Origin of the sequence: Lysinibacillus sp. NPDC093692 (genome assembly GCF_050280125.1) — a bacterium.
GTDB lineage: Bacteria > Bacillota > Bacilli > Bacillales_A > Planococcaceae > Lysinibacillus.
In genome coordinates, this window is sequence record NZ_JBNNUW010000022.1 from 23186 (window position 1) to 38211 (window position 15026).

A 15026-nucleotide genomic window follows, 5' to 3' on the forward strand; every position below is an offset into this window, starting at 1 on the left:
CTTGAAATAAATTTTATTGTTTTCACTTATATCACGCGAGATCTACGTATAATGACCACAACTCATCAAATACTTCTATTTTTAAGTTATCTGTGGCGTAAGATTCAATATATGAAGAAAGCTCATCAAAGTCCATGCTCTGCTTCGGAAAATTATGCTCATTGAACACTTCCTCTGCAAATCGCACCTTCGGATCTGACCAATCTCCACCTCTGAATGTTAGTACATACAAATAAAAGCTCTTTTTCATACTTAAATCCCCTTTTTACTCATCTGCTTTCCGCTAGTTTATCAAAAAATACCTTCTTAGTCACAATAATATCGATTAAGTATTATATCCACTATAACTAGTGGCACAAATCGGACTTTCCTCACAGAAAAATAATACGCACAACTTATCTGAAAAATGAAAATTATTAGAAAAAAGGGATAGGAATACCTACAAAAATAAGGTAAAATTTAAACCAACCACTCAAAAGTTGGAAGGTGATGACAATCAAAAACTCTCACAAACACAGTAAACTCGTAAAGAAACGCCCATCTTTCTTTAAAAATATCTTTTCAAAAAAGAAAAAAGATGATTTAGAAAATGATAGGCATAATATCCCTCCTATCAAAGAAAAACGACAACGTTATTACCATTTAATTCGAGGCAAAGTACTTATTATATTTTCTCTCCTCATTATTATAAATGGAACAATGGGTTTATTATCGTATATCAATATTGAAAATCTGCAAGGACAAATGAAGGATTTTACTGAGAAAAATGTTCAAGAACAATTAACTGTTAACCAACTTGCGTATGAAATTGCGAGGCTCACCAATTTAGAACAAGCCTATTTAATTACCGGGAACGGGAACTTCGCTACTTCTTATAAAATGAAAATTGATACCATCGATAAAAAAATGAAGACCTTAGAAAAACAGTTTACAGAAAGAGAGCTAGAGTTAGGTCATATACAGGCGATCAATCAATATTATAAAAATTACCTTGAGTATTCTAGTAAGGTTATGACAATGCGTGATGAACTCGGTCTTGAACAAGCTCGTAAACTTATGATGGATGGTGCTGGAGAATCGATGAAGGCGTATATTGATAAAAATATCGAGTCCATTAATGAGGTTATGGATGCTGCAAATAAAGCGAAACTAGATAAGCTTAACAAGCAAGTTACACTATCTATTACTTCTTTCTTCATCATTTCAATACTTGGACTTATTGTCATTATTATTTTTGGTTATATGTTATTTAAATCATTAAGAAACAATACACAAGCTATTAACGATTCCATTCTCGATATTGCACGGGCTGGCGGAGACTTGACACGACGAGTTAAAGTTCGTAATCATGACGAGTTTTCAACGATTGCCACTTCAACTAATACACTAATTGAATCAATATCTAATTTGATGAAACGTGTCAGTAATCTAGCGGACCATGTTTCAAGTAGTAGCCAAGAGCTAATGTCTTTAGCCGACGAAAACGCCCGTACTATACAAAATATTGCAGATGCTACGGCTGATATCGCATCTGATAGCGAAAACACGATTTCAAGTATGACGAACGCGCAACAAAAAATGAGTGATCTTGAGCATTCTGTGCAACAGTTAAATGAGCAAGCAACTGCTGTTCAGCGTGCATCATTGGCTATGCAGCAAGCTGCTAATGACGGCAGTCGCTCCGTTCAACAATCTTCGTTTGTCATGCAAGCTATAGAAGAAACGATGGCCAGCACGACTACCACTGTTGAAGCGCTTGGTCGAAAATCCGCCGATATCACATCAATTATCGGCACGATTACTGCTATTTCAGAGCAAACAAATTTACTTGCCTTAAATGCTGCGATTGAGGCAGCCCGCGCTGGTGAGCACGGTCGAGGCTTCGCTATAGTCGCTGATGAAGTTCGAAAGCTAGCAGCGCAATCTCAAAATGCTGCAAAAGAAATAACATCCATTGTAACGTCCATTCAAAATGAAGTAACATCCATCATCTCTCAAAACCACGAGGGTGTATCTTCCGTTATTCGCGGCGTTGAAGTAACGAATGAAACAAATCAATCTTTAGCCAATATTTTGACCCATACTAAAGAAACATCGACAATTATCACGACTATGGTAGAAAAAATTGCATTAACACTTGATTATAGTCATAATGTTGCGAATGATTTTGTACAGGTAAATGCATACGCTGAACAATCAGCTACCAACACCGTCACTTCTGCCGCTGCGGCAACTCAAGGATCTGCATCCATGCAGGAAATTAATGCCGCTGCCACAGAGCTTGCACAACAAGCAGATAGTCTACGAAATCTTGTCAGTGAATTTAAAGTTTAAAGTGACCTAGAATGGTGTCAATTTCACATGAAGCTACTAGCTCCGAAGTTTGTAGATATAGTTCAATAAACGGCATTTTATAATGGGGAAAATCGTACTATGAAAGTAGTGTCCAAAAACAATAGTTTACGATTTGGAGAGGACTATATTGACTAACTTAAATCATTACTTAAAAGAATTAATGGTGTATATTCCTGAAGGAGAAATTTGCCTACGAGATTTTCAAAACGAACAAAAATGGATTAGTTCAAACTATAAATTTGGAATGCCTGGTATAAGAAAAAATTTAAAGGAAGTTATTTGGAATGTTGAGATAAAGCCATTTTATCTTGCCAAATATACTGTGACAGAAGATCTTTATGCGATTATTATGGGGAAGAAATTTTCAATAACAACAATGGATCAAAAACCCATTGTTAATGTGTCATGGATAGATGCCGTGAAATTTTGTAATTCATTGTCCGATGTCCTAGGTTATGACAAGTATTATGATTGTGATCAGAATAGTAAATCCGTTGTATGCAATCATAGTTCTAATGGTTTTCGATTACCAACAGATGCTGAATGGCAATATGCATGTAAAGCAAAATCAAAAGGATATCGGTATGGTGAAATTAATGAAATTGCTTGGTATAAAGATAATTCTAACGAACATGTACACAATGTTGGTGAAAAAGCGCCTAATGACTGGGGTTTGCACGACATGATAGGAAATGTTTGGGAGTGGTGCTGGGACTTATACGATGAAAAGATATTTGGAAATTACCGAATAATTCGAGGAGGAAGTTGGGCTGAAGAAGAACGAGGATGTGGAGCCACTTGTCGCCGTAAAAGTATGCCCGACTTCTTTATTGACGATATCGGATTTAGAATTGCCAGATCAATCATTTAATATTTCTAAGCAATTCTGACTTTTGATAGCTCTTTCCGTCGGTCTGATGTCTCTATATGTTCCCAATAAAAAAACTCCTAGCATGATATATCCCTGCTAGGAGTTGTTGTTATTTAAATAATGAAAGGTATTCTGTATAGCCTTCTTTTTCTAAATCCTCTTTCGGTACAAAGCGGAGTGCTGCGGAGTTAATGCAATAGCGTAAGCCTCCAAGCTCACTTGGGCCATCCGGAAAGACATGTCCTAGATGGGAATCGGCATTTTTACTGCGAACCTCTACGCGACGCATTCCATGAGATGTATCGAAATGCTCCGTTACTTCTTCTTTTTCAACCGGCTTTGCAAATGCAGGCCAGCCGCAACCTGAATCGAATTTATCAAGCGAGCTAAATAATGGTTTCCCTGACACGATATCTACATAAATACCCTCTTCAAAGTGCTTATCAAATTCATTACGGAACGGTGGCTCTGTACCATTTTCCTGCGTTACGTAATATTGCATGTCCGTTAACTGTTGTAAACGTTGTTCTTTATTCATTTTTCAGCCCCCCAGTGTTTCTCCTGAAACGCTTTGCGACCAGATCCTACAGCATAGCGCTCGTAGTGCATTGGATTTTTCTTATAATAATATTGATGATATGTTTCAGCTGGGTAAAACGAACTTGCCGGTAAAATTTTTACTGCGATAGGTTTATCGAATTTACCGGATGCCTGTAAATCAGCTTTAGAACGTTCAGCCAATTCACGTTGCTCATCATTGTGATAAAAAATCGCGGTTGTGTAGGACTCTCCACGATCATAAAATTGGCCTCCAGCGTCTGTTGGATCAATTAATGTCCAAAATGTCTCGAGTAATTGCTCATAAGAATAAAGCTCATCATCAAACTGTATTTGCACCGCTTCTAAATGCCCTGTCGTTTCAGAGCATACTTGTTCATATGTTGGATTGACAACATGTCCACCCGTATAACCGGAAATTACTGATTCAATGCCAAGTGTTTCGTCAAAAGGCTTGACCATACACCAGAAACAACCACCTGCAAATGTTGCGTATTGCTTTGCCATTTATCTCACTCCTTATGCACCAGGAACAATAATTTCTAGTAAAATTTTATCCTTTGGCAAGTCTAATTCTTTTGCTTTGATACGAGATCCTGAAGCAATGTTAACACGCGATAAATCAATATAGATTTCAGCCTTATCTGGATTGACTGTAATCCATGAAGGGAAATCCACCGTATCTCGCATAATTTTCATCGTTGTCTCAGGTGGAATATTTAACAGCCCAACATTCATTCCTGTCTGTTTTAAAATAATATTCCCTTTCTCATCCACTATCGGATCGAAGTTCATAGAAATATCGATTTCTGTATAGAAAACCTTTAATGTACTTTTCAATTGAATATCTTCACCAATCGTAAAGTCCAACGGTAATGGTGAGCCCGCATCCTTTAAATACTTTTTCGATATAGATTCTAATTCCTTCCTTGTTGTTTGCACAACGAGTACATTTCCTTTTACTTCACTTTCAGCTTTTGTACTTTCCGCTAAATTTACTCCATCTACTGGTCTAGTTGCTAAAAAAACGACGAGGAGGATTGCAAAAAGCAGTGTGCCCGCTAAAGCAAAAAATGCAAATTTCCACTTATTCATTTTGTCACTCCTCGTACCCTATTTCCTTGTTAACAATTTGTTCCATGTTACATTTCTCCATTGCCTTTATTATTCGCTCATTCATTTTGTCATAGCCTTTAGCATTCGGATGGAAGAAATCCGTATGATAAACGAGCTCTTTATTGGAATCAAACAGGTCTTCCACTGATACATAGCACGCATTTTTATCTTTCTTTGCTATGTTTTCAATGACTTTATTCCACTCCGTAATAATCGAATCAAATTCATTTGCTTCATTTGTCACGATGGAGAATGGATTATAAAAACCGATAAGTAATAAAGGTACTGTTGGATTTTTCTCTCGTATGCCTTCAATAATTTTACTATAACGTTTCTTATATGACCGCAATTCTTTATCAAAAGCATCTCGTTTCAAATTAAACAGATCGTTTTTAACGATCTTCATGACATCGTTTCCACCCATTGTAATTGAAATGAGCTGTGCTTTTTGCAACTCTTCATCATAATGCCCTTTTTCCACTAATTTTAATAACTGATCACTACGTCTTCCTCTTTTTCCTCGATTATCGACTTCAACATCAGAAATTGAGGGCCAAGCTATTAATGAATCTGTTAATCTTCCAACGTAACCGTCTTTACTATACTCATCACCAACCCCGGCAGTTAAAGAATCTCCGAGTGCTAAGTAATGTAGTTGCTTCGCTTTATTATCATCAATCTTCCCTAAATCCTCTGGTGATGGCTCAAAAAAATGTTCATAAATTTGCGTCAATACATTCTTTGAGGTCTTCTCCTCATTTTCTGTTTGTTGCTCATCCTGTTTCATATCTTGCTCCGTCCTTGCCTGCTCACCTTCTGGGTCTGCTTGCGGATCCGGTTCATCTATTGATATTGCACAACCACTTAGTACTAAGACGGTCAAACATGACAAAACCATTATTCGCCAAATGCCCATTTGACCACCTTCCATCATTTTCTTCTATTATAGAATAGTTCATAGTGCAATGAAAAGTCACTATACCTAGTTATTGAGTAAAAATGTGCGTATGCACCTTTTTTTCGAATAAAGTACTATGCAATTTTCAACAGCTACATAAAAAAAGCCACTACAATTATTTATGTAGTAGCTCTTATATATTATTCTGCAAAATAAATAAAACCAATGGCACCTGGGCCAGTATGTGTGGAAATGATTGGTGAAGTAAAGGCAACTTCTACTTCATTAAAACCTGTTCCTTCAACTAATTCTTTTAGTGGTCCACCCATCGTTGTTAAACCCTCTGCGTGAGAAATCCCAACTGATTTTACTGTTTTTCCAGCAGTGTCTGCTTGGAATTGTTTAAATAAGTAGTTCACAACCTGTTTATGGCTACGTACTTTCGATACTGGATTGTAAGCGCCACCTTCTAAGTTTGCAATTACTTTTATGTTCAATAAAGAACCGATAAAACCTGTCCCTTTTCCAATTCGTCCGCCTTTAATAAGATTTTCAAGTGTATCAACAATAACATACAAATACGTATTTTCGCGCACTTTCTCAAGACGCTCAACAATTTCCTCAACCGTAGCGCCAGCGTCGCGCATTTTAATAGCCTCACGAATTTGAATTGCTAAACCTATAGCAATGAAACGTGAATCGATCACAGTTACATCAGAATCCGTCATTTGTGCTGCCTGACGAGCCGATTCCACTGTTCCACTCATACCACCAGTCATATGAAGAGAAATAATTTGATCTCCGTCTTTACCAAGCTCATCATACAATTCTTTAAATTTCCCCGGTGCAGGCTGTGAGCTTTTCGGTAAATTTTTAGCATTTTTCATTAAGCTTAAAAAAGATTGGGGTTCTAAATCAACACCATCTATATATGTTTTATCGTCAATTTGAATTGTTAAAGGCACAATATGTATACCATGCTGTGCTACTTCTTCTTTTGTTAAATCACAAGTTGAGTCCGTTACTATATGAATTCGTCCCACTTCGACACATCCTTTTACTTCATTAAAATTATTATATAGACTAATGAATCATTATGTAAACATGACATTTGTCATTAGGTTTCACTCGTTTTAGTCCATTTTGAATCCGCTACCTTGGATACTATAGCGCTTTGTTCAGTCCTTGTCTAACAATGTCCTCATGCATTTCGAAATTTATATGACACTTTTGATGTTGAATACATGACAAATGTAAATACCAGGATGAAAATTATTGGGGTATAGTAAGTGTATGCACGAAAGGAGTGTTCGATATGATTGATTCTTTTGACTACAAAACATGGAAGGAAGAATTGTGGAATGCCATTACACATGGCATTGGATTTATCGCAAGTATTCCAGCTCTAGTTGTTCTAATTTTAGCAGCAGTTCAAACCGGAAGTGCGCTCCAAATTACTACGTTCACTATTTTTGGCACTTCTGTGATCATTTTATTTTTAATGTCAACTTTGCTACATAGCATGCCTGAAAAATACAAGCACTTTTTCGCTATTCTTGACCATTCCTCTATATATATTTTAATTGCTGGAACGTATACACCTTTCCTTTTAATCGCAATTGGTGGCACATTAGGTATTACGTTATTATGTATAATTTGGTCCCTTGCGATACTAGGTGTTATTTTTAAATGCTTTTTTATTAATCGATTCGAGAAGCTTTCTTTAATTTTTTACATCGGTATGGGCTGGCTAATTATTTTTGCCGTTAAACCTGTCTATCTTTTCTTAGGCTTTCATGGCTTTGCCTTACTATTAGCAGGTGGGCTTTTCTATACGATTGGCGCTCTCTTTTACGCATGGCGTTCACTTCCCTACAATCATACAATTTGGCATCTTTTTGTGTTAGCTGGTTGTGGCGCGATGTATGCTTGTGTTTATTTTTACTTATAAATAACAAAAGTCGCTTCCGTAAAAAAGAAGCGATTTTTGTTATTTATTATTACCTTTTAATTCTTTCGTTAATGCCTTTATTGTCCACTTTGTAATGTTCAGTAAACGGGTCGGCAAATAAATTCCCTCGTTCATCAAAGCTCAAATAAAAATGTGAAATAGCTAATGGTTCCACTTGCCCCCTGCTTGTCTCAATTAAGTTTTTTCCCACAACACCTCTCAAAATTAGCTCGTCGCTTGATTCTTCTTCCGTCGTTTCGATGGCTCTTTCCGTCACTTCGACGACTCTTTCCGTCGCTCCAAGGTTTCTATCCGTCGCTCAATTCATCTTCCGTCACTGCGGTGAACTTATCGAATTTAAAACGCCCCGGTCGGAAGGTAACTCACCCCCACTTCACGTTAATAAGCTAATAATCTTTTATTCAGTAACGACAAAAAGCACGGTCATTCATAACCGTGCTTCCGTAGTACTTATTATCTTTAGTTTTTACGTTCAAAAATCTGATATTGGAATGTGTAGCCCTCTGGTGCAGTTTCTGGTTCCTCTGAGGATACTTCTGTAAAATCCTCATATTTTGGGAAGTATGTATCCCCATTAAACGAATGATTAATTTTTGTAATGTATAGGCGATCTGCGATATCCATGGATAGGCGAAAAATTTGCTCGCCGCCAATAATCATAATTTCTGGAACATCCCCAGCAAGGGCGAGGGCACCCTCTAAGCTTGTCACCACTTCAATCCCGTCCGCATGATAACTTGCGTCACGCGTAATGACAATATTGCGTCGACCAGGAAGCGGTCTACCGATGGATTCAAATGTTTTACGCCCCATAATCATCGGCTTCCCCATCGTTTTATCCTTAAAATATTTTAAATCCCCAGGCAAATGCCATGGCATGCCATTTTCATAACCAATCACATAATTATTATCATGTGCCACAATTAAAGAAATCATATTGTCCCTCCAAATACTATCGTTCATTATATTATAAACATAATTTAACGTTACAATCAGATTATTTCTGCATAGAAATTAAATTATTTTCATTTCCGATATTAAATCCTAGTATTTTTATAAGAATAGTTTATAATAGAGTTATCAAAGTAATTAAAAGGATTGATGAAGATGACGAAGTTAAGAGATGAAGCGATCCGTTATATTAAAGCAAGTGATTCTTCCAAACAATACTATGAACTAACACCACAAGAAGCGAGAGCCATTCGAGCTGTGCCAAAATGGACGTCACCACATAGCCCACAGCTTGCGGCAATTGACAATAGAAACATAACTGTTCGAGATGGAGCACAAATAAATGTGCGCATTTATAAGCCTGTTTTAGACAAAAAACTTCCTGTCATCGTTTATTATCATGGAGGCGGTTGGGTATTTGGAAATATAGACTCTACCGATGCAGGCTGTCAGCTACTAGCAGAAAAAGCCCAAGCCATCGTTGTCTCGGTTGATTATCGCCTAGCTCCAGAATACCCATTCCCTACACCGCTCTATGATGCCTATGACACTTTAGTGTGGGTTAGCGAAAACATCCAAACTTTTGGTGGAGATGCAACAAATCTGACAGTCGCTGGTGATAGTGCGGGCGGAAACTTAGCAACAGTAGCTGCCTATTTAGCTGCAACATTTAATGGACCAAAGATTAAAGCGCAGGCACTTATTTATCCTGTAGTCAATGTTGATTTTACAACGGCTTCTTACAATGCGTACGGCGAACACTTCGGCTTAGACAAACATGGAATGCAATGGTTTGCGGGGCATTACACAGATGAACAAAACTATATGAATCCACTTGTCTCTCCACTACAGATTGAAGATTTAAGTGTTTTACCGAAAACGATCATTATTGCTGCTGAGGCAGATGTCCTCTACGATGAAGGTCTTGCATACGCGCAAAAGCTTACAGATGCCGGAGTGACTGTTGAACATGTCAATATGACTGGTTTAATCCATAGTTACTTTAGTAAAATGAACTTTTTTGAAGAAGCTACGATTGAAACTACTGAAAAAATTGCTAATTTCGTGAAATAAATTTGTCTATCTGCATAAAATAGTGCGATAATAGAGCAAAACGTTTTTTAAAGGATGACAACATGACACAATCTATTGCTTTACAAATTAACAATCCATTTTCTGTTCAATTAAAAAAAGGCTACCCTCTTATTTCGAAAGATGCAGTTGATGCACGTCATCTTCCAAAAGAGGAAGGTGCTCTACTGAGACTTATGGATAATCATAACCATTTTATTGGTACAGGATACTATGGCATACAAAATAAAGGTGTTGGTTGGGTGCTAACGACCGATGCTAACGAAACAATAGACAAAGCCTTTTTTATGAAAAAATTTAAAAAGGCTATACAAAATCGAGAAGCATTTTTCAACAATCCTCACACAACAGCCTTCCGAGTCTTTAATGGTGAGGGTGATGGCATTGGCGGTTTAACGATTGACTTTTTCGATTCTTACTATATGGTGAGCTGGTATAGCGCCGGCATTTATTCATTTAAAGAAGAAGTATATGAAGCCCTTGCAGAAACAGTAAACTACAAGGCTATTTATGAGAAAAAACGTTTCGATACGAAAGGCCAGTATATGGAACAGGACGATTTTGTCATGGGAACACCCGGCGAATTCCCAATTATCGTATCGGAAAATAATATGAACTACGCTGTTAATTTAAATGATGGCGCCATGACAGGTATTTTCCTTGATCAACGAGAAGTGAGACTTGCCATTCGTGAACGTTATGCAGAAGGTAAACATATGCTTAATACGTTCTCCTATACGGGGGCATTTTCTGTCGCAGCGGCACTTGGAGGAGCAGTAAAAACAACAAGTGTAGATGTTGCAAAACGTAGTTTAGCCAAAACAATTGAGCAGTTTAGCGTGAATAGCATAGACTACGAATCACAGGACATTAAAGTGATGGATGTCTTTAACTATTTTAAATATGCTCAGCGTCACAATTTAAAATTTGACCTTGTAGTATTAGATCCACCAAGCTTTGCACGTACGAAGGAAAGAACGTTCTCAACTGCGAAAGACTACCCTAAATTACTAGTAGATACAATTGCTATTACGGAGAAAAACGGTATCATCGTTGCCTCAACGAACAATGCAAGCTTTGGGATGAAAAAGTTCAAGAGCTTTATTGACCAAGCATTTAAAGAAACTAAAACAGCCTATAAAATTGTTGAAGAATTTAACTTACCAAAGGATTTCCGTGCCACACGTGAATATCCAGAATTCAATTACTTAAAAGTTGTTTTTATTCAAAAACTTAACTAAATGAAATTAGACAGAATCACGCCCAAATGATTCTGTCTTTTTGTTTTGGAGAAAAAAGATAATCCTTTTTACAATTGTTCAAATTTTACAATTATCTTATAATGTAATTTACAAATTATAGTTCTATCACCACCCAAGGGGTCGCCCAGTCTTAACGAAGATCAACTTATTCACATGACATACGTTTAAACAAATGCGTTCTCAACTTTTGGTGATGAGCTAAACTATAAATTAACGGAGATGATTGAATGGGATATGTTCATGAAAAATTATTGATTACAACAGAAAGGCTCGTTCTTAGATTATTTGAAACAACTGATGCAGAAACGGTTGCAAAGCTCTGCAATAACTATAATATTTACAAAAGCACCATGTACCTACCTTATCCATATAGTTTAGATGATGCATTATCATGGATGGAACATCATTACAATAATTTTACGCAGGATATTTCGTACGAGTTTGCAGTTACAGATAAGGAAACCGGCGAATTATATGGAGCCATTGCATTATCGAATAATAAACGTTTTAAGCATGGAGAAATCGCCTATTGGATTGGCGAGGAGTATTGGGAAAGAGGCTATGCCACGGAGGCGGCGCAGTCTATTGTACAATTCGCTTTTGAAGAAAAGAAATTGCATAAAGTATTTGCTCGATATTTTTCAACGAACCCCGCTTCTGGAACAGTAATGGACAAGATCGGCATGAAACAAAAAGGAATTTTAAAGGATCACATCATTAAAGACGGAAAATATGAGGATTTGGTATTTTACGGAATTATTAATGAATAGATAAATAGTATTTCAATCATCTATTTCCTTCCTCAAGATGAAAAGGTTTTTCCCTCCCTATAAAAAAGGTGGCCAAAGAAGTACTTCCACTTCTTAAGCCACCAATATTTCTCTTATAGATAGTCCACAAACCAATCTCTAATATATTCTAGTCGATTAATTCGTAATGTTGGTTTTCCGCTTCTTGAAAGTTCATGATTGGCTTCAGGGAAGCGCACAAATTTCGTTTCTTTTTTACGATGTTTTAAGGCGATAAACAATTGCTCTGCTTGTTCAATCGGACAGCGATAATCTTTTTCGCTGTGTAAAATTAAAAGTGGCGTCTCCACATTGTCCACATACTTAAGTGGTGAATGTTGCCATAGCTTCTCTATATCATTTAGTCCCCCCTGAATTTGCCAGTCTGTAAAGTAATAGCCGATATCACTTACGCCATAAAAGCTTATCCAGTTAGATATGGAACGTTGCGTAACAGCTGCTTTAAAGCGATTTGTCTGTCCGACAATCCAGTTTGTCATGAAGCCCCCATAGCTTCCACCTGTAACGCCGAGACGGTTTTGGTCAATAAAATCATATTGCTCCAAGGCATAATCAACAGCAGCCATTAGATCATTATAATCATTGCCCCCGTAATCACCACGTACTGCATCTACAAATTTTTGACCATAACCATGGCTTCCGCGAGGATTCGTATACAAAACCGCAAAGCCTTGTGCAGCAAGGATTTGGAATTCGTTAAAATAGCAGTTAGCATACATTGCATGCGGACCACCATGGATTTCTAGAATAAGTGGATATTTCTCCCCTTCTTCATATCCAATAGGCTTCATCATCCAGCCGTTAACTTTCCAGCCATCTGCCCCTTCAAATTCAATTGCTTCTGGAACAGATACTGCTCGCGTCTTTAAAAATTCTTCATTAACTGTAGTAAGCTGTTCTTTTTCACCAGTATTTAAATTTACGTAAAATAGATCCCCAGGATTTGTAGTCGTGCCGATCGCGACTACCGCTCTATCATTTTTAGGATCAAGCGAAAAACCATATACATATTGATCATCATGAATAGCTGGATATAATTCTCCCGATAGATTGCCAAAATAAATCGATGTATTTCCTTGATCTGTAAATTGGAAGTAAAAGCTTTTATTATCCTCTAACCATTGAACGCGCGGAGGAACAACACCTTGAAGGAAATCACCAATAGCAAAATCACCGACAGGCGCGTCAAATTCACTCGTTACACATGTCTGATTATCATTGTCCAAATCATAAATCCATAGCTTTGGTTGTGTTGCATTTTCAAATTCTCTTTCACCTCCAACATAAGCTATGAAGCGGCTGTTCGGAGACCATGAAGTTTGGTAGAACACCCCTGACCCATCTGTTAGCTTGCGACCATGTTTCGTTTCTAAATCTAATAAGTAAATATCACTTATGAATGAAAAGTCTAGATCCTCTGTTAAGTCCGCAATGTACGAAAGATATTTTCCATTCGGAGACCATGTACCAAGCTGTAAATTATGTTTCCCTTCCGTCAGTAGCTCTAATTCTCCTGATGCAAGATGAACGATCGCAATTTGATAAAATTGCTCCATATCCATAAATCCAGCACCATCTGATTTATGTTTCATCTTATCTATTACAAGTGGTTTTAGCTCTTTTTCTTCCTTTTGATTGTTCTCAACTTTATCATCAATGTTTTCATCTTTACCAAGCTGTACAGAGAAGGCGATTTTCTCTCCACAAGGAGACCAAGTAGGCGATGTCACACCATTTTTACAATTCGTAACTTGTTTCGCTTCCCCGCCTGCTTTAGAAAGAACAAAAATTTGTGGCTTGCCATTTCTCGATGACACAAACGCGATTTTACTGCCATCCGGAGACCAAACAGGTGAATGCGTTTTATCTTCCCCAAATGTCCATTGTTGCGGTTTTTTATCATTCAAGTTTATGTAAAATAAATTAGATACATAGTCCTTTTTCTTCTCATCAATATGAGTCTGTACATACACCACTTCTGTTCCATCAGGTGATACTTGTGGATCTGCCACTGCTTTTAATTCATATAAATCTTCTGGTTTTATCCCTTGTTTCAATGTCATAACTTCCCTATCCCCTTTGTATGAAAATTTGGTTACTTAGTACAATATTTCGATACACTAAGTATTATTCCTGCTTTTTTGGAGAAATTGTTTTTTATCCTAAAGAGGATTTCGAATATCAACTAATGACTTACTTATAAAAAAACGTAGCTGCTTCGTAATAATTACAAAGAGCTACGGCTATCATTTATTTCAAGAGTGAATCCGGGATTGACGGTTGTGCCCCCATTTGTGTAACGACATAAGCGGCAACTTTCGTGGCAAAATCGATCGAACTTCGAAGCGAATCTCCCCGGCATAGTCCTACTGCCAAAGCGCCATTAAATGCATCTCCGGCACCAGTTGTATCTATTGTGTCAACGCTCAACGCTGGAACCCACCCACTTTCTTCATGATTCATATAAAAAGAGCCTTTTGATCCAAGTGTAACGACCACTGTTCCAACCCCTTTTTCTAGCAATAAACGACATGCGGAGCGAATATTTTCTTCCGTTGTCGTTTCAATTCCTGTTAATTGAGCAAGTTCTGTTTCATTCGGCGTTAAAAATGTAATTTTCTCCAATAATGAATCTGGAAATTGACGAGTTGGCGCTGGATTTAGGATAACGATTTTTCTATGTTGAGATGCGATTTCCACGGTCCTTTCAACTGTATCAAGCGGTATTTCAAGCTGAAGAAGGAGTACCTTACTTGAAGAAATGTTATGTGTTTCTTGTTCAATTTGTTTAGGAGTAACTAAAAAGTTTGCACCGGAAAATAAAATAATCGCATTATCACCGGCATCTGTCACTTGAATAATCGCTTGCCCAGTTGCTCCTTCCTTTTGAACGGAATCCACATAAACTCCTTTATTTCTTAAATTGTCTATAGCCTGTTCCCCTAAATCATCTTTGCCTACTTTTCCAACGAAATGAACGTTTGCTCCTAGCTGGCTTGCAGTTACAGCTTGGTTCGCACCCTTTCCACCGAAATGAACAATATGAGACGTACTATGAAGCGTTTCACCATTATTAACGATATAAGGAACATGATAAACAAGATCTATGTTAATGCTCCCAACTAATAAAATATCCATACCA

At 37.3% G+C, this 15026-nt stretch carries 16 protein-coding genes; 6 read left to right on the forward strand and 10 right to left on the reverse strand.

The window, feature by feature from the left end:
• Positions 1–31: 31 nt before the first annotated feature.
• Complete coding sequence (locus tag ACQKN4_RS19710; RefSeq protein WP_079561117.1) at positions 32–250, reverse strand: YozE family protein; 219 nt, start codon at positions 248–250, stop codon at positions 32–34.
• A 239-nt stretch (positions 251–489) separates the two neighbouring features.
• Here ACQKN4_RS19710 and ACQKN4_RS19715 point away from each other — a divergent pair, with 239 nt between their 5' ends.
• Together ACQKN4_RS19715 and ACQKN4_RS19720 are read left to right on the forward strand one after the other, a co-directional pair.
• A complete protein-coding gene (locus ACQKN4_RS19715; protein WP_427484590.1) occupies positions 490–2334 on the forward strand; it encodes a methyl-accepting chemotaxis protein in 1845 nt (614 codons plus the stop codon).
• A gap of 148 nt (positions 2335–2482) precedes the next feature.
• Positions 2483–3226, forward strand: a complete 744-nt coding sequence (locus ACQKN4_RS19720) for a formylglycine-generating enzyme family protein (RefSeq protein WP_427484591.1) — start codon at positions 2483–2485, stop codon at positions 3224–3226.
• A gap of 109 nt (positions 3227–3335) precedes the next feature.
• On the opposite strand, the gene msrB is transcribed toward ACQKN4_RS19720, so the two are convergent.
• From msrB to ACQKN4_RS19745, 5 genes are all read right to left on the reverse strand, one after another.
• Entirely contained in the window at positions 3336–3764 is a 429-nt protein-coding gene (gene msrB, locus ACQKN4_RS19725; protein WP_079561115.1) for a peptide-methionine (R)-S-oxide reductase MsrB, read from the reverse strand.
• A complete protein-coding gene (msrA, locus tag ACQKN4_RS19730) occupies positions 3761–4291 on the reverse strand; it encodes a peptide-methionine (S)-S-oxide reductase MsrA (protein ID WP_427484592.1) in 531 nt (176 codons plus the stop codon). Before msrA ends, msrB begins: the two co-directional genes overlap by 4 nt.
• A gap of 12 nt (positions 4292–4303) precedes the next feature.
• Positions 4304–4879, reverse strand: a complete 576-nt coding sequence (locus ACQKN4_RS19735) for a YpmS family protein (RefSeq protein ID WP_079561112.1) — start codon at positions 4877–4879, stop codon at positions 4304–4306.
• Between the two features lie 4 nt (positions 4880–4883).
• Positions 4884–5798 (reverse strand): GDSL-type esterase/lipase family protein, encoded by a 915-nt coding sequence (locus ACQKN4_RS19740; protein ID WP_427484593.1) that lies wholly within the window; start codon positions 5796–5798, stop codon positions 4884–4886.
• 200 nt (positions 5799–5998) lie between these two features.
• Positions 5999–6841, reverse strand: a complete 843-nt coding sequence (locus ACQKN4_RS19745; RefSeq protein ID WP_079561110.1) for a DegV family protein — start codon at positions 6839–6841, stop codon at positions 5999–6001.
• A 272-nt stretch (positions 6842–7113) separates the two neighbouring features.
• On the opposite strand from ACQKN4_RS19745, the gene trhA reads away from it, so the two are divergent.
• Positions 7114–7749 carry a PAQR family membrane homeostasis protein TrhA gene (gene trhA, locus ACQKN4_RS19750; RefSeq protein ID WP_079561109.1) on the forward strand — a complete coding sequence of 212 codons (636 nt, stop codon included), beginning with the start codon at positions 7114–7116 and terminating at the stop codon, positions 7747–7749.
• A gap of 49 nt (positions 7750–7798) precedes the next feature.
• Here the strand turns inward: trhA and ACQKN4_RS19755 are convergent, their stop codons facing one another.
• Positions 7799–8026 carry a hypothetical protein gene (locus ACQKN4_RS19755; RefSeq protein ID WP_079561108.1) on the reverse strand — a complete coding sequence of 76 codons (228 nt, stop codon included), beginning with the start codon at positions 8024–8026 and terminating at the stop codon, positions 7799–7801.
• A gap of 203 nt (positions 8027–8229) precedes the next feature.
• The gene (locus ACQKN4_RS19760) at positions 8230–8706 is read right to left on the reverse strand and encodes a dihydrofolate reductase (RefSeq protein ID WP_079561107.1); all 477 of its coding nucleotides are present in this window, start codon (positions 8704–8706) and stop codon (positions 8230–8232) included.
• A 171-nt stretch (positions 8707–8877) separates the two neighbouring features.
• Between ACQKN4_RS19760 and ACQKN4_RS19765 the strand changes: the two genes are divergently transcribed.
• The 3 genes from ACQKN4_RS19765 to ACQKN4_RS19775 all read left to right on the forward strand — a co-directional run bounded on the left by ACQKN4_RS19765 (position 8878) and on the right by ACQKN4_RS19775 (position 11845).
• Positions 8878–9795 carry an alpha/beta hydrolase gene (locus tag ACQKN4_RS19765; protein ID WP_427484594.1) on the forward strand — a complete coding sequence of 306 codons (918 nt, stop codon included), beginning with the start codon at positions 8878–8880 and terminating at the stop codon, positions 9793–9795.
• Positions 9796–9857: 62 nt separating this feature from the next.
• Positions 9858–11054, forward strand: a complete 1197-nt coding sequence (locus ACQKN4_RS19770; RefSeq protein ID WP_427484595.1) for a class I SAM-dependent rRNA methyltransferase — start codon at positions 9858–9860, stop codon at positions 11052–11054.
• A gap of 248 nt (positions 11055–11302) precedes the next feature.
• Positions 11303–11845, forward strand: coding sequence for a GNAT family N-acetyltransferase (locus ACQKN4_RS19775; protein ID WP_427484596.1), 543 nt, complete (start codon positions 11303–11305; stop codon positions 11843–11845).
• Positions 11846–11958: 113 nt separating this feature from the next.
• Here ACQKN4_RS19775 and ACQKN4_RS19780 read toward each other — a convergent pair whose 3' ends face one another.
• Together ACQKN4_RS19780 and rbsK are read right to left on the reverse strand one after the other, a co-directional pair.
• Positions 11959–13947, reverse strand: a complete 1989-nt coding sequence (locus tag ACQKN4_RS19780; RefSeq protein ID WP_427484597.1) for a S9 family peptidase — start codon at positions 13945–13947, stop codon at positions 11959–11961.
• A gap of 187 nt (positions 13948–14134) precedes the next feature.
• Entirely contained in the window at positions 14135–15022 is an 888-nt protein-coding gene (gene rbsK, locus ACQKN4_RS19785; protein ID WP_427484598.1) for a ribokinase, read from the reverse strand.
• Between the last annotated feature and the right edge of the window lie 4 nt (positions 15023–15026).